The organism is Flavobacterium taihuense (assembly GCF_019351435.1).
GTDB lineage: Bacteria > Bacteroidota > Bacteroidia > Flavobacteriales > Flavobacteriaceae > Flavobacterium > Flavobacterium taihuense.
The window spans coordinates 309877-326291 of sequence record NZ_JAHWYN010000003.1 but is presented as its reverse complement, the minus strand read 5'-3'; the positions used below and the strand labels follow the sequence as shown (position 1 = coordinate 326291).

The window sequence follows — 16415 nt, the reverse complement described above, 5'->3', positions numbered from 1 at the left end:
GTTTAAGTTATACAATTCCAATAATAAGTTTTAAAATTATTGTGTGATTGTCTAAATTATTAAGTTGAAGCATACTAATTTAGTTACTCTTTATAAAGTTAAAAAAAGTTCTATAGTTTTACTTTTGTAGCAAAATCCTTTTCATTTTCGATCACTTTTCCATCGTATTGCAGCTTCCATCCCATCGTATTGGTCAGAATCAAAATCTTCGATAACTCACTTATCAAACGGTTTTGGGCATTGGATTTCAAGGATGATTTTTCTATTTTCTTAGCTAAATTAGCTTTTACCGATTTGTTGATCTTGTTGTAATCATCTCCAGTAAACGGATTCATTTGGCTTTGCTCGACATCATAAAATTTGATGTCAGGGCTTATTTTTATTTCTTCTTTTGGAATGCTTAGAATTGTGATGGTTTTATTGGCTTCGTCAATATCGTATTTCATTTGGTGCAAATCGTATGATACGGTAACATCGGCATTAACGATTATCAATGCTTTTTTCTCAAACGAAAGCATATCCATCATGTATTTCTGCTGATTTTTATAGGTCACTACTTCCGAAAAATGCCCTTCGGTAACCACCAATTTACCAACATTCACGATTTGTTGCTGAATCAAATTGGTATTGTAATCTAATGTTGAATCATCTCCCTTTTTGAATTCACAAAATTTGAATGCCAAAATTATGATAACAACTAGAACCGCTCCAACTATAATTTTCTTTAGCATAATTAAAATTTCATAAATGAATACTGAGCAACTAATTTAGTGATTTTTTCCTTCAATTTGGATTCGAATTTTTTATGGCTTTCGGAATTTGGATTAAAAGGACGGTGTTCCAAGCTTTTTTGAATACTTTCTACAATTTCCATTGTATCATAAGCCGTTTCTGCAATAGTACTTTTCTTAAATTGTTCCCAAATATAATCAATTGCCACTTGACTTGGATGTATCATATCTTCGGCATAGAAACGATAGTCCCGAAGTTCGTCCATCATGATTTCGTAGGAAGGGAAGTAGATTGCAGATTTTAGATTGCAGATTTCAGTCCCAATAGCTATCGGGAGCAGATTGTGGATTGCGGTAATCAAATGAGATTTACTTCTTTGATTTTCAACAAAACCATCTTTGAGGTGTCGTATAGGAGAAACGGTAAAAATGAAATTGCAATTTGGGTTGATCTTTTCAATCAAGCACATGGTGTTTTCAATACTTTCCTGGATAGTTGCAACAGTTAGTAATTCTTTGGCAAATTGTTTTTGAGGCACTTTATGACAATTAGCGACAATAGTATTTTTTTCAATATTTCGATATACCCAAGAAGTTCCGTAGGTAATAATGATATGTGTTACTTCCTGCAATTGTTTTTTGGTCTCCGTCAAAATTTGATTCAAGTTCGCCAAGAATTTATCTTTATCCGAATGACTTAAATCCGAATGTACCTCAAAACAATGCCAGCGCTCATTGTGAAAAAAAACATCATCCTCGGTAAATAAAACCTCATTAACGACTCGATCAATAATCCTTTCGATAGAGACCGGATTGAAGATAATTCCAAATGGATTGATTGTACTTTGGAATTTAAAGTATTGGAATTTGTCTCCCATATTTTCAGCAAAACAAGAACCCAATGAGACTATTTTAGAGGAATAGTCTATTGGGTATGAATTTTTAGGAATGGGTATTGGAGTCGTGAATTGCATCTTTACTATTTCGTGTAAATTTCGACATTTTTTAGCAATAAAAAAACCAGATGCTTGAACATCTGGCTCATACTAAAATGAAACTAACAATTAATAAGTGTATTCAGTTATATATTCTATTGTTTTTCCATCACTTGTATAGGATGTCACTTTTGTAGGATACCCATTATCACCGTAAATATAATTGCGGATATAAACAAATGTATTTAAAAATGAACTGTCACCACTAATGGTTTTTATAATATTATTATTTCCACAATTAACCTCATTTAACAATAAGTTAAAACCTAAAATATTTTTGAGTGGATCATTTTTATTATCATACTCATAAGACCTGATGTTGCGTTGATCATTTGTAACAATAAACTCTTCTTTTACAAGATTTCCATCTTTGTAATTTAAAACCCCTTGATGATCTTTTACTTCTATATTTGTTTTAGAATCTACCACATAATACACATATGTAACTTGATTATCCGAATTATGCGTATAAACTGTTTTGTAAATATATTGCCCATTTGGATATTCAGTGGAAAACTCTTCTTTTAGTGTTCTTGTTTTTAGTTTTCCATTTTCATAAGTATACAAGACCTCAGCATTTTTAACCCCATTTCCTTTATCATCTAAATCAAATTTCACCTGCTTAACTATAAAATTTCCATCATAAGTAAAAACAGTTTTTGAATCCTCATCTACCGAAGTTAAAATCTTATTTCCATCATAAGTTATTATCTCTCTGCTATTATCAGATGAAAAATCAGGAAAAGTCATAGTTATTGTTTTAGGTAACACAAAATTATTGTCTGAATCCGAAGATGAATCATCAGTTGAACAAGATGAAATTAGCACTAAAGTCAAAGCACTAAAAAGACATAAATTTTTTTTCATTTTTTAATAAATTATGTATTAATATATCCGCAAATATATAAGAAATCATGACTATCAAGCCAAAATATTTTGAGTTTATTTTAACAAAAAAAATCCCAAGCGAGTTAATGACCAACTCACTTGGGATATAATTAACAATCTATTTACTAAAAAAAATAGGTTACTTATAATAACTAAATTATTTCACAAACTCAACCGCTTTCTCCAAAGCCTCAGCGATTCCATCAGTATTTTTTCCTCCAGCGGTAGCGAAGAACGGCTGTCCTCCTCCTCCACCTTGTATATATTTCCCTAATTCGCGAACCACTTGACCTGCGTTTAGTTTTCTATCGGCAACCAATTCTTTAGAAATGTAGCAGGACAAAGTTGGTTTTCCTGCATCGGCTGTAGCCAAAACCAAAAACATATTCGTTCCTATAGTTCCCAATTCATAAGCCAAGTCTTTGGCGCCTTCTGGACTTAGATCAACTTGTTTGGCAAGGAATTGAATTCCATTGATTTCTTGCAATTCCTTAGCCAATTCGCCTTTCATATTTTTAGCTTTATCTTTCAATAAAACCTCCAATTGTTTTTTAAGGGAAGTGTTTTCATCTTGCAGTGTTTGAATCGCTTTTACGGGATCAACAGCATTTTTCAACACTTCTTTGATTTCATAAAAAGAATGCAATTGAGATTCAAAAAAGTCTTTAGCCGCATCGCTGGTAATCGCCTCAATACGTCTTATTCCCGCAGCAACAGCACCTTCAGAAGTAATTTTGAAATGCCAAATATCACTTGTGTTGGGAACGTGTGTTCCTCCGCATAATTCAACCGAATCACCATACTTGATCATTCGAACTAAATCACCATATTTCTCTCCAAACAACGCTATCGCGCCTTCTTCAATCGCTTGGTCTTTTGGAATCGCTCTTTTTTCAATCAAAGGCAAACTTTCACGAATTCTAGCATTCACAAAATCCTCTACTTCTTTAATTTCATCATCGGTTACTTTAGAAAAATGAGAGAAGTCAAAACGCAAAGAAGCTGAACGAACCATTGACCCTTTTTGCTCAATATGAGTTCCCAATACTTTTCGCAAACCTTGGTGCAACAAGTGCGTTGCTGTATGATTAGACGATGTTCTGGCTCTTTGATGCTCATCTACTATGGCTGTAAAACTATCAGTCAAGTTAGTAGGCAACGATTTAGTCAAATGAACCGTTTGATTATTTTCCTTTTTGGTATCAATAATATAGATGATATCACCATTTTGAGCTTCCAAATATCCTTTATCACCCGTTTGTCCTCCGCTTTCACCATAAAATGGGGTAGAATTGAAAACCAACTGATAAATTTCGCCATCTTTTACACTGTCAACCCTGCGGTATTTAGTGATTCTTACTTGGTGTTTCAATCGGTCGTAACCCACAAATTCCTGAACGTCATCTTCAACCAAAACATTCCAGTCTCCGGCAGTAACTTTAGAAGCCGCACGAGAACGTTCTTTTTGCAATTGCAATTGCTCTTGGAAACCTTTTTCGTCCAATTCCAACCCTTTTTCAGACAGGATCAAAGCTGTTAAATCGATTGGAAAACCATAAGTATCATACAATTCAAATGCTTTTTTACCATCAATTATTTTACCAGAATTGGTGTTAATCACCGCATCCAGCAAAACCAATCCTTGATCCAATGTTCTCAAGAAAGAACTTTCTTCTTCACGAATCACGTTCGAACACAATGCTTTTTGCGAACGGATTTCTGGAAAAGAACCGCTCATTTGCGTACTTAACGTTTCCACCAATCGGTAAATAAAAGGCTCTTTGGTATCCAAGAAAGTAAAACCGTAACGAATCGCACGACGTAAAATTCTACGAATTACATAACCCGCTCCCGTATTTGATGGCAACTGACCGTCGGCAATGGCAAAAGCTACCGCACGCACGTGATCCGCAATTACCCGAATCGCAATATTTACTTTTTCTTCGGCTTCGTCTTTCGCTTTAATTGTATATTTAGTTCCGGTAATCGTTTCAATTTCTCTGATTAGCGGTGTAAAAACGTCGGTGTCATAATTCGACTGAACTCCTTGCAAAACCATACAAAGACGCTCAAATCCCATTCCTGTATCCACGTGTTGAGCAGGCAATTTCTCTAGAGAACCATCGGCTTTACGATTGAACTCCATAAATACATTGTTCCAAATCTCCACCACGTGCGGGTGATCGTTATTGACTAAAGATTTTCCAGAAACCAAAGCTTTTTCTTCAGCAGAACGAATATCAACGTGAATTTCAGAACAAGGTCCACAAGGTCCTTGGTCACCCATTTCCCAGAAATTATCTTTTTTGTTTCCCAGAATAATTCGGTCTTCGTCAATCAACGTTTTCCAAATATCCCAAGCCTCCTGATCAAAAGGCACATTCTCATCAGGATTCCCTTCAAAAACCGAAACATACAGAATGTCTTTCGGGATTTTATACACTTCTGTCAACAATTCCCATGCCCAGTGAATCGCCTCTTTCTTAAAATAATCACCAAAAGACCAGTTTCCCAACATCTCAAACATCGTGTGGTGATAGGTATCAATCCCCACTTCCTCTAGGTCATTATGCTTTCCGGAAACACGAAGACATTTTTGCGTATCGGCAATTCTCTTGCTTTTTGGAGTTCCAAGGCCTAAAAAATATTCTTTAAACTGCGCCATTCCCGAGTTGTTAAACATCAAGGTTGGATCATCCTTAAGAACAATCGGAGCCGATGGAACAATTAAATGCCCTTTACTTTCAAAAAAATCTAAAAATTGTTTACGTACGTCTTGTGATTTCATTTTTGCTGTATATATTCAGTAATTCGTTGAATTATTATTTATTATTTTATCTAAAACCTATTTTTTATCATCCTTTGGGCGTGACCCCATTAGAAAAAGGAGCCAAATTCAGCAACCGGGTATTAGGCTCCTTTTCCTAATGCTGTCGGGCTATTCGCGCTACTTTGGTAGCTAGCTTCTATCCCTCACGCGAACTCGATATATAAAGAGCTACATTCTAAATGACATATCCAATCCTTAAAAAGTAAAGGAGTAAGAACCTCAACCCTTTAGTTCTTCATAATATTCATAAAGACAGGCAACCATTTATTTATTATTAAAAAAAACAGCAGAACAACTGAAACATTTATTAAATTTGTTCGACTTACCTTTTAACTAATTTGCAAAAATAGGGTATTTTAAAATATGGCGAAAGTAAAATATTATTACGATTCTGTAAATCTGGCTTATCGCAAAATAAAAATCAGAAAGAGAAGAAAAGTTGGCTTTGCCGTTCTGTTTTTATTAGCATCGGCTATTTTTGGATTTTTGACCTTCATCATATTACTAAACACCCCGTATTTTGACACACCAAAAGACCGTTTGCAAGCAAGGGAAATAGAAAATTTAAAATTAAACTATGCCATTTTAAACAAAAAAATGGATGAAGTAGATGATGTAATCGAAGACATTGAGGATAGGGACAACAATTTGTACCGTGTATATTTCAATACCGCCGCTATTCCGGAAGAAGAACGAAAAGCAGGCTATTCCAAAATAAACCGTTATGCTGCTTTACAAGGCTATAACAATTCAAAATTAGTAACCAGCACCACCGAAAGGGTAGATGCTTTGAGCAAAGAACTGGCAATCCAATCCAAATCATTGGACGAAATTGTAAAATTGGCTAAAGCAAAAAGCAAACTGCTTTCGGCAATTCCGGCGATACAGCCCGTGAAAAATGAAAATTTAAAACATATGGCATCAGGTTTTGGCTACCGATCAGATCCGTTTACCAAAGCTAGGAAAATGCACGAGGGTATGGATTTTACAGCCAAAACGGGAACCCCAATCTTCGCCACAGGCGATGGAGTTGTAGCAAGAGCTGATAATACCGCTTCAGGTTTTGGAAACCACGTTGTACTAAGACACGGCTATGGGTACGAAACATTATACGCTCATTTAAGCAAATACAATTGCAGACCCGGCAAGTTGGTAAAACGGGGAGATATTATAGGATATGTAGGCAGCACAGGACGTTCCGAAGCACCACATTTACATTATGAAGTACATAAAAATGGAAAAGTAGTAAATCCTTTAAATTTTTATTACGGCAATATTTCGGCAGTGGAATACGTTGCTATTTCAAAAATTGCTAACCAAGAAAATCAATCGTTAGATTAGAAATTTAGAAGAAAGAGCAAAGATGAAAGAATATAAACTAAAAGTGAAAGTAAAAGCAATTAGGTAAGTGTAGATAGCTAACAACTAAAAACCGACAAATAAAAACTAAAAATAAAATGCACATAGAATTATCACCAGATAAAAGATACTACAGCATAGGCGAAGTCGCCAAAGCATTTGATGTAAACGCTTCCTTGATTCGTTTTTGGGACAGTGAATTCGATATTCTGAAACCAAAGAAAAATGCCAAAGGAAACCGAATGTTCACACCAGAAGACATCAAGAACCTACAACTTATTTATCATTTGGTCAAAGAAAGAGGATTTACTCTCGAAGGAGCCAAAACCCATTTAAAAGAAGGCCAAAAGAAAACAATGGATAAATTTGAAATTATCAGTAAATTAGAAACCATAAAAATGCAGTTAATTAGCATTAAAAACGAATTATAAAAAGAATAAATTAAAACAACAAACAAACTCTAAATTAAACAAACATGAAAAGATTTTTGCCTTGGATTATAGTAGCAGTAGTAATCATTGGAATCTACAGCTGGGTTAAAGGAATTAACAACACAGCAGTAACGCTAAGTCAAACCGTTGAACAATCATGGGGTGATGTACAAACAGCTTACCAAAGAAGAAATGACCTTATCGGGAATCTAGTAAATACAGTTAAAGGAGCCGCCGATTTTGAGAAAAGCACTTTAACAGCGGTAATCGAAGCTCGTGCTAAAGCTACTGCAGTAACAGTTGACCCTACAAACATTACACCGGAACAATTAACAGCCTTCAATTCGGCTCAAAGTGGTGTGAGCAGCTCTTTGTCTAGATTATTGGTATCTGTAGAACGTTACCCTGAATTGAAAGCAAATGCAAATTTCTTGAAATTACAAGACGAATTGGCCAGCACTGAGAATCAAATCTTGACAGCAAGAACTCGTTTTAACGAAGCGGTTATGCCATACAATACGCATATCAAAACCTTTCCTAACTCTTTGTTTGCGGGGATGTTTGGCTTTAAAGAAAAAGCATATTTCCAAGCTGTAACTGGTGCAGAAAAACCTGTTGAAGTAAAATTCTAATAAAATCCTAACCCCGCCACGGCGGGGTTTTAAAAAACTGTATGATGTCAAAAGTAGAAGATTTTTTAAGCAAAGAAGACGAACAGGAAATTGTGGAAGCTATTCGAATAGCCGAAAAAAACACTTCTGGCGAAATTAGAGTCCATTTAGAAAAAACAACTTCACTGGATGCCTATGATCGCGCCTTGGAAGTTTTTCACGAATTAAAAATGGATGAAACCGAATTACAAAATGGTGTTTTATTCTATTTGGCTGTCGAGGATAAAACCTTTGTGATTTGTGGCGATAAAGGCATTAACGATATTGTTACCAATACATTTTGGGACAGTACCCGCGATGTTATGGTTGCCCATTTCAAACAAGGAAATTTTAAACAAGGATTAATCGACGGTATTTTGAAAGCCGGAGAAGAGCTAAAAAAACATTTTCCGTGGCAAGAAGGCGACACCAACGAATTATCAAACGAAATATCAAAAGGATAACTAATGAAAATTCCAACAAAGAAAAACTCAAATTCCAAAGGAATTTTTAAATTCGCTTTTTTACTTTTTGTGCTTTTGTCAAGCAATACTATCTTCTCACAATTTACAATTCCGGAGAAACCTAGTTTTCAAACTTCGGTTTATGACTATGCGAATGTTTTAAGTCCAGAGGAAAAAGCACAACTCGAAGAAAAACTCATCAAATATTCTGATTCTACAACTACCCAAATTGTTGTGATTACTATCGAAAGTCTAAAAAACGAAGATGTTAGTCAACTGGCCACTAAATGGGGTCAAACATGGGGAATAGGAGGAACAGCCAAAGATGACAATGGGGTTATTATACTTTTGGCCAAAAACGAAAGAAAAATAGCCATTAACCCCGGTTACGGTTTAGAAGACCGATTAACCGCTGGTACTGGTGGAGAAATAATTCGAAACATTATCATTCCTGAGTTTAAAGCCGGTAGTTATTACCAAGGTTTAGACAAAGGTACCACTGCCATTATTGATGTCTTTAAAGGCAAATACAAAGGCGAACGCAAACAAACCAAAGGAAAAAGCTTTCCAATTTTCCCAATCATTGTTATTGTAGTTATCGTTTTGTTTTTGTTTTCAAGGAATAAAGGAGGCGGAAGCGGAAATTCCGGAAACCGTGGCGGAGGCATTGGCCCTAGCCTACTCGACGTCATTATACTAAGCAGCCTCGGAAGAGGTGGTGGAGGTGGTTTTGGTGGTGGATCGTCTGGAGGCGGTTTCGGAGGTGGAGGCGGAGGCTTCGGTGGAGGTTTTGGCGGCGGCGGATTCTCAGGTGGAGGATCTAGCGGAAGCTGGTAAAAACATGTAAATATAATAGAGAGTTCAGTAAGGGCTCTCTTTTTTTGCTTTTGAAATACATTTTTTTGTTTTGAAAACTAATCCCGTAACCTAGACAGAGGCGACATCCTTTCTTGTCTCTTCTTCAAACGAGACAAGAAAGATATAGCGGATGGCTGAACAAAGCTCCTTAGCAAAAAAGACTTTACTCTTTATAATCCAAGAAACTTCTAGGATTAGTTTTTTTTGCAAAAAAATTAAGTTTTTAAAAATTAAAAAAAAGTCTATATTTGACTTATAAATGTATTCATTGAAAAGAATCCATTCAATTTTATATCCATTATAAAAAATAATCATCCAGAATGCTTTCACATAAAACCAAATATGCCCTTAAAGCGCTTCTATATTTAGCCCAACAAGATGAAAACCACATTTCAAGAACCATTGAAATAGCTGAAGGTGCCTCTATCCCTAAAAAGTTTTTGGAACAAATACTTTTGGATTTAAAAAGAGGTCATTTTGTAGGTAGCAAGCAAGGAAAATATGGCGGTTATTATCTTTTAAAAGACAAAGAAACGATCACTTTAGCCGATATCCATCGACTATTTGATGGTGCAATTGCATTACTTCCTTGTGCTTCATTAAATTTTTATGAGCGTTGCTCTGATTGTGTAAGCGAGTCGGAATGCCTATTACGACACGGATTGATGACCATTAGAGACGAAACTTTGAAAGCAATGCAAGGCATTACAATTGCCTCATTGGTGAAAAAATAAAAAAATATATTTTAAACTATACTAACTTTATAGAATTAATTATATATTTGCATCAAATTAACGTATGATTAACAATCAAATTTATCTTTATGCAAACAATTACAAACAAAAAAATTGAAGTCAAAAAAACAAATAAGATAACAATTCTTTCAACTATTGAAAAAAATATCACTCAAGTGATGTGTATGTGTATGTGCTAGACCCTTAAAAAAATTTATTTTAAATTCTACTAATTACATATAATATACAAAATAATGAGAATTATATATATAAAAACAATTTCAAGTTTATTCTTTTTACTAATTTTCTCGACTTCATATGGTCAAAACCTTTTACAAGGAGTTGTAAAAAACGATCAAGACTCCCCTATAGAAGGCGTTAATATAGTTCTCAAAGGAACTACTAATTCATCAACTACTGATGCTAATGGTAATTTTAGCATTGAAGCCAAAACACTTCCATTTACAATAATTGTACAATACTTAGGTTACACAACCAAAGAAATTAAAATAAACGAACTGCCAACTGTTGCTAAACCTTTACAAATAACTATTAGCACTGGCGAAGAAAAAGTATTATCTGAGGTAGTAGTAACATCAAGACGTAGAATAGAAAAAGCACAAGATATTCCTATCGCAGTATCTGTCGTTACGGGCAAGCAAGCTGAACAAACAGGCGCTTTCAACGTGAACCGCATAAAAGAATTGGTTCCATCTGTACAGCTTTATTCTTCAAACCCAAGAAACACCGGAATTAATATTCGTGGTCTTGGATCACCATTTGGTCTAACCAATGACGGTATCGATCCAGGAGTTGGTTTCTATGTTGACGGTGTGTATTATGCCCGTCCTGCAGCAACTACTCTAGATTTTATCGATGTAGAAAGAATTGAAGTATTACGTGGACCGCAAGGAACTTTGTTTGGTAAAAACACAACTTCAGGTGCTTTTAACATAACTTCCCGCAAACCAAGCTTCAACTCGGGTGCAGACTTCGAAGTGAGTTACGGTAACTATGCATATCTTCAAGCCAAGGCTTCGGTTACTGGAGCTTTGAGTAAAAAAATTGCTGGTAGATTGTCATTTTCGGGTACGCAACGTGATGGTATTATCGATAATATTAGAACAGGAAAGCCGACAAATACTCTAAACAATCAAGGTATTAGAGGTCAATTGCTTTTTACTCCAACAGAAAACACAAACATTACGTTAGCAGGAGATATCACAACACAGCATAATGACGGATATGCTCAAGTAATTGCAGGTGTTGCTCCAACAAATAGAGTTCCACAACGTCAATTTAACGCAATTATTTCTGATTTAAACTACCAACTTCCAAGCTTAAATGCTTTCGATCGTAAAATAGACCATGACACCCCATGGCGTTCAGGACAGGATTTGGGAGGAGGATCGCTTAATGTGGACACGAAAATTGGAAACGGAACCTTGACCTCAACTACTGCATGGAGATTCTGGACTTGGGATCCATCTAATGACAGAGATTTCACAGGTTTGCAACAACTTGCAAAATCACAAAATCCATCGAGACAAACTCAATTTACTCAAGAGGTACGTTACGCAGGTCAGATTACATCTGAAATAAGCGGTGTTGCTGGAGTGTTTTATATTGACCAGACATCAAAAACAAAAGGTACAGAGGAATCCGGTAACGCACAATGGAGATTTGCTCAGGACTCATTTACTCCAGCAAATACTGCATTGTGGAAAACCCCAGGCCTTTTTGAAGGATATGGAATTCATACAGATGCTCAAATACATTCAACTAGTGCGGCGGTATTTGGTCAATTAGACTGGGCTGTAACAGAGCGTTTACACGTATTACCAGGTTTAAGATACAATTATGACAAGAAAGATGCAGATTATGACCGTAAAACATACGGAGGACTTCAAACCACTGATCCAGCATTAATTGCGTTGAAAAAGAAAGTTTATACAGATCAAAACTTCTCATCAGATAATGATGATACTGACTTCTCTGGAAATATAACCGTATCATACAAAGCATCTGAGAAAATCAATGCTTATGGAACTTTTGCAAAAAGCTACAAACCTATTGGAGTGAATGTAGCAGGACTTCCTACTCCGCCTGCGGGACAAACTTTAGGTGATCTTGCAACAGTGAAGCCAGAAGATGTTACGCATTATGAATTTGGAGTAAAAACTTCTCCAGTTGCAAATTCAATATTGAACTTGACATACTATAACACAAACATCAAAGATTTCCAAACCAATGTTCAGGCTGCTGAATTGGGAGTAAACCGCGGTTATCTTGCTAATGCTGATGAAGTGCGTGTACAAGGTGTTGAACTAGATTTCAGTTTTATTCTTAACAAGCATTTCAACTTCTACGGAGCTGGAACTTATAGCGACGGTAAGTATGTTAAATTTACAAACGCCCCTCTACCACTTGAAGAAACTGGTTCTGCAGTGTCATTTAAAGATGTATCAGGTTCTAATTTACCTGGAGTTTCAAAATGGGCAGGAACCTTAAGCGGCGAATATACAAAAAAAGGAAAATTCTTTGCTAACGCAGGAAAATTCTTTATAGCTCTAGATGGTTATGCCCGTTCAGAGTTCTCATCAAGCCCATCTGCTTCGACGTATTTAGTGGTTCCTGGCTATGCAATTTTTAATGGTCGCATAGGATTCCGCGCTTCCGAAGGATTATCTGTTCACTTTTGGGGACGCAACCTTTTAAATAAAAATTATTACGAACAGTTGTTGCCTGCCGGAGGAAATTCAGGACAATACGCAGCAGTATTAGGAGATCAAATCACTTATGGTATTACACTAAAGTATTCTCTGTAATAAATCATTAAAAATCGCAAAGTTAATTTGACATAATCGCCAAGTTAACTTTGTGATTAATATTAAAAAAACAAGACATACAAAATGAAAACACACAAAAAAATATTATTAACACTAGTAGTCTTAATAATAGCAAACTTAACAACCAATAAAGTTTCGGCACAAGATTTATCTGGAAACATCAGTATTTCTGGAGCATTTGCATTATATCCTATTACTGTAAAATGGGCAGAAGAATTTAAAAAAGCCCACCCAAAAGTTAAAATTGATATTCAGGCTGGTGGTGCCGGAAAAGGAATAACGGATGTTTTATCCAAAGTAACCGATATTGGATTAGTATCACGCGAACTTAATGCCGCTGAATACAAAAAAGGAGCTTTTGCCGTAGCTGTTACCAAAGATGCAGTAATTCCAACCATAAGCGCAACAAGCCCCTATAAAAAAGTATTATACCAAAAAGGTGTGAAAAAGGAAGCCTTCAACAATATTTTTATCACCGGTAAATACAAAACTTGGAATACTTTGGGATTCAAAAGCACTGCTCCAATTCATGTCTACACAAGATCTGATGCCGCTGGAGCTGCTGAAACTTGGGCAAGTTATTTTGGCAAAAAACAAGAAGACTTACAAGGAGTTGCCGTATTTGGTGATCCTGGATTGGCACAAGCGGTACAAAGAGATCCTTCAGGATTAGGTTTTAATAACATCGTTTATATCTATGACAATAAAACCAACAAACCGACCAATGGAATAGTTGCAGTTCCAATTGATCTTAACAATAATGGAAAATTAGATCCCGATGAAAACTTTTACAATGACATAGACCAATTGATTGCCGCCATTGTCTCTGGAAAATACCCTTCACCGCCTGCAAGAGATTTATATTTTGTAACCACTGGAAAACCAAACAATGCCGTTGTCAAAGCTTTTATAAAATACATACTTACCGATGGCCAAAAATTTGTTTCGGAAGCGGGATACATCAAGCTTTCAAAAGAAAAACTAAAAAAAGAACTAGAGAAGGTAAAGTAATACTCTTCCAATAAATAAAACATCCACTCTAAAACAATAACTGAAAACCATGAGGGGTTTAAAAACAGTTTTTGATAGGGTGGTTTACTATAATTAAATGAAAAATATAAGATTGCTCAAAGACCAATTCATCAGTAAAATATTCCTGGTGCTTACCCTCTTGTCTATTTCTACAGTTGTGTTGATTGCATTAGGATTATTCTACAAATCAATACCCATTTTAAACAGTACATCTCTTTATAATTTATTATTCTCATCCGAATGGAAACCTTTCAAAGAAGCCTTCGGATTTTATCCTTTTATTGTTGGCACACTTTGGGTAACCGCAATTGCTATTATAATTGCTTTGCCTTTATCGATGTTAACAGCCATTTACCTTTCGGAATATGCTCACATTAGAGTACGAAAATTGGTTTTACCTTTAATAGAATTATTATCGGGGATACCGCCTGTACTTTATGGTGTTTGGGGAGTCTTGGTAATTATCCCTTTGATTCAGGATAAAATAGCACCACATTTCGTAGAATTCACAACAGGTTATTCTGTTTTGGCGGGAGGAATCGTTTTGGCAATAATGATTTTCCCTCTTATTATCAGCATTGTAATTGAGGTGTTTGATAATGTGCCACAGGATTTACGGAATGCTTCTTTATCATTGGGTGCTACGCAATGGCAAACCGTAAAAAAAGTAGTTCTTCGCAAATCTTTTGATGGAATTGTAGCCGCTGTTGTACTCGCTATTTCCAGAGCTTTTGGGGAAACCATAGCTGTTTTGATGGTTTGCGGAAATTTGGCACAAGTTCCACATAGTCTATTCGATTCAGCTTATCCCCTACCAGCACTTATCGCAAATAATTATGGAGAAATGATGTCCATCCCTATGTACGATTCGGCATTGATGTTTGCTGCACTGCTCCTATTCGCCATTATCTTCTTATTCAATGCAGTGTCGAGAATTATTTTATATAGAATCGAAAAAAGAAACAACTAACAGGTATCAAAATGAGAAAAATAGAAGAAAACATATTCAAAGTTTTGATGATATTAAGCACTATCATGATTAGCAGTACCTTGTTCATGATATTATACACCATTTTTTCAAAAGGTATTGGTTCCTTGAGTTGGGATATGGTTTCCAAAATTCCGGAAGGTGGTTTTTATATTGGAAAAGGAGGTGGAATCTTGAATGCCATAGTGGGTTCGATTTACATCACAATTGGCTCTACTTTATTGGGACTTTTAATCAGCCTACCCATTGTTATTTATATTAATGTGTATGCCAAAAGAAATGCAACTTTGGCTTCGATTACCCGATTGAGCTATGACATCCTGTTTGGGATTCCATCAATTGTATATGGCGCATTTGGGTTTGCCATTATGGTCTATATGGGACTAAAAACCTCTTTATTGGCAGGAATTATTACGGTAACATTAATGATAATTCCAATACTGGTTCGAGCCATAGACGAAGTTGTTCGGGTAGTGCCAGAAGATATGAGCAATGCCGTTTTTGCCCTTGGGGGAACTCGATATGAAACGGCAAAAATCATCTTGCGCCAATCCATTCCCGGGATTATAACCGCAATATTACTGTCCTTCGGAAGAGCTATTGGCGATGCTGCCTGTGTACTTTTTACAGCAGGCTTTACCGATAGCATCCCAACTTCACTCGATCAACCTGCTGCAACTTTGCCACTGTCCATATTTTTCCAATTGAGCAGTCCTATTCAAGAGGTTCAAAATAGAGCATATGCAGCAGCAGTTATCCTTACCATTATTGTTTTAATTATCAACATTGTTGCAAAAATAGCCAGCAAAAATCTTTCAAAAAATAAAATATGATTATTCAGCCACACATAAGTATCCAAAATTTAAATGTTCACATTGGTGAAAACCATATTTTAAAGAACATTAATCTTGACATTCCAGACAAGAAAGTGACCTCGTTAATAGGTCCATCGGGTTGTGGAAAGACAACATTGCTTAAAACCATGAACCGATTACTCGACCGTCAAAATGATGTGCGTGTAAACGGTAAAGTTTTAGTAGACGGAGAAAACATTTACGACCCAAAAGTGGAAGTAACCCATATTCGAAAAAAGATGGGTCTACTGTCGCAAAGGCCTTTTCCGCTGCCAATGAATATCTATGACAATATTGCTTATGGGCAACGCGTTCACGGAAATAACAGTAAAAAAGAATTAGACGAAATCGTAGAAAAATACCTTCGTGGCGTTAACCTTTGGGATGAAGTAAAAGACAGACTTAAATCGCCTGCTACCCGATTATCCATCGGACAGCAGCAACGATTGTGTTTGGCCAGAGGACTTGCAATTGAACCCGAAATCATTTTGGGAGACGAGCCCACATCGGCATTAGATCCTATTTCGACCCAAGCCATTGAGGAATTATTTATGCAATTAAAAGATAAATACACGATTGTTTTGGTGACACACATTTTGCGCCAAGCCCGAAGAGTGTCTGATTATATTGGTTTTGTATATATGGGAGAGATTATAGAATTTGGCCCTACCGAAGAAGTGCTTTTGAATCCAAAAGAAAAACTGACCAAAGATTATGTAAAAGGTTTTTTGGTTTAACCGCAGAAAAATTAA

The 16415-nt window shown here is 35.9% G+C and carries 15 protein-coding genes; 11 read left to right on the top strand and 4 right to left on the bottom strand.

Going from position 1 to position 16415, the window contains the following annotated elements; translation table 11 throughout:
- Positions 1–110: 110 nt before the first annotated feature.
- From KZH69_RS04895 to alaS, 4 genes are all read right to left on the bottom strand, one after another.
- Positions 111–731 carry a DUF4230 domain-containing protein gene (locus KZH69_RS04895; RefSeq protein WP_219316336.1) on the bottom strand — a complete coding sequence of 207 codons (621 nt, stop codon included), beginning with the start codon at positions 729–731 and terminating at the stop codon, positions 111–113.
- Positions 732–733: 2 nt separating this feature from the next.
- The gene (locus KZH69_RS04890; protein ID WP_219316335.1) at positions 734–1705 is read right to left on the bottom strand and encodes a GSCFA domain-containing protein; all 972 of its coding nucleotides are present in this window, start codon (positions 1703–1705) and stop codon (positions 734–736) included.
- Positions 1706–1795: 90 nt separating this feature from the next.
- On the bottom strand, positions 1796–2593 hold the full coding sequence (locus KZH69_RS04885; RefSeq protein WP_219316334.1) for a hypothetical protein: 798 nt from the start codon (positions 2591–2593) through the stop codon (positions 1796–1798).
- A gap of 178 nt (positions 2594–2771) precedes the next feature.
- Positions 2772–5402, bottom strand: coding sequence for an alanine--tRNA ligase (gene alaS / locus KZH69_RS04880; protein WP_219316333.1), 2631 nt, complete (start codon positions 5400–5402; stop codon positions 2772–2774).
- 405 nt (positions 5403–5807) lie between these two features.
- On the opposite strand from alaS, the gene KZH69_RS04875 reads away from it, so the two are divergent.
- The 11 genes from KZH69_RS04875 to pstB all read left to right on the top strand — a co-directional run bounded on the left by KZH69_RS04875 (position 5808) and on the right by pstB (position 16400).
- On the top strand, positions 5808–6785 hold the full coding sequence (locus tag KZH69_RS04875) for a M23 family metallopeptidase (RefSeq protein ID WP_219316332.1): 978 nt from the start codon (positions 5808–5810) through the stop codon (positions 6783–6785).
- Positions 6786–6901: 116 nt separating this feature from the next.
- On the top strand, positions 6902–7234 hold the full coding sequence (locus tag KZH69_RS04870; protein WP_116795990.1) for a MerR family transcriptional regulator: 333 nt from the start codon (positions 6902–6904) through the stop codon (positions 7232–7234).
- A gap of 44 nt (positions 7235–7278) precedes the next feature.
- A complete protein-coding gene (locus KZH69_RS04865) occupies positions 7279–7866 on the top strand; it encodes a LemA family protein (protein WP_219316331.1) in 588 nt (195 codons plus the stop codon).
- A gap of 44 nt (positions 7867–7910) precedes the next feature.
- Entirely contained in the window at positions 7911–8348 is a 438-nt protein-coding gene (locus KZH69_RS04860) for a TPM domain-containing protein (protein WP_219316330.1), read from the top strand.
- A 3-nt stretch (positions 8349–8351) separates the two neighbouring features.
- Positions 8352–9185, top strand: a complete 834-nt coding sequence (locus KZH69_RS04855; protein ID WP_219316329.1) for a TPM domain-containing protein — start codon at positions 8352–8354, stop codon at positions 9183–9185.
- A 341-nt stretch (positions 9186–9526) separates the two neighbouring features.
- Positions 9527–9940 (top strand): RrF2 family transcriptional regulator, encoded by a 414-nt coding sequence (locus tag KZH69_RS04850; protein WP_111411322.1) that lies wholly within the window; start codon positions 9527–9529, stop codon positions 9938–9940.
- 254 nt (positions 9941–10194) lie between these two features.
- Positions 10195–12768: a TonB-dependent receptor gene (locus tag KZH69_RS04845; protein ID WP_219316328.1), complete on the top strand. Its 2574-nt coding sequence runs from the start codon at positions 10195–10197 to the stop codon at positions 12766–12768.
- Between the two features lie 84 nt (positions 12769–12852).
- The gene (locus KZH69_RS04840) at positions 12853–13800 is read left to right on the top strand and encodes a PstS family phosphate ABC transporter substrate-binding protein (RefSeq protein WP_219316327.1); all 948 of its coding nucleotides are present in this window, start codon (positions 12853–12855) and stop codon (positions 13798–13800) included.
- 97 nt (positions 13801–13897) lie between these two features.
- Positions 13898–14791, top strand: a complete 894-nt coding sequence (pstC, locus tag KZH69_RS04835) for a phosphate ABC transporter permease subunit PstC (RefSeq protein WP_219316326.1) — start codon at positions 13898–13900, stop codon at positions 14789–14791.
- Positions 14792–14802: 11 nt separating this feature from the next.
- Positions 14803–15642, top strand: coding sequence for a phosphate ABC transporter permease PstA (gene pstA, locus KZH69_RS04830; RefSeq protein WP_219316325.1), 840 nt, complete (start codon positions 14803–14805; stop codon positions 15640–15642).
- Positions 15639–16400, top strand: coding sequence for a phosphate ABC transporter ATP-binding protein PstB (gene pstB, locus KZH69_RS04825; RefSeq protein ID WP_219316324.1), 762 nt, complete (start codon positions 15639–15641; stop codon positions 16398–16400). Before pstA ends, pstB begins: the two co-directional genes overlap by 4 nt.
- Positions 16401–16415 lie beyond the last annotated feature (15 nt).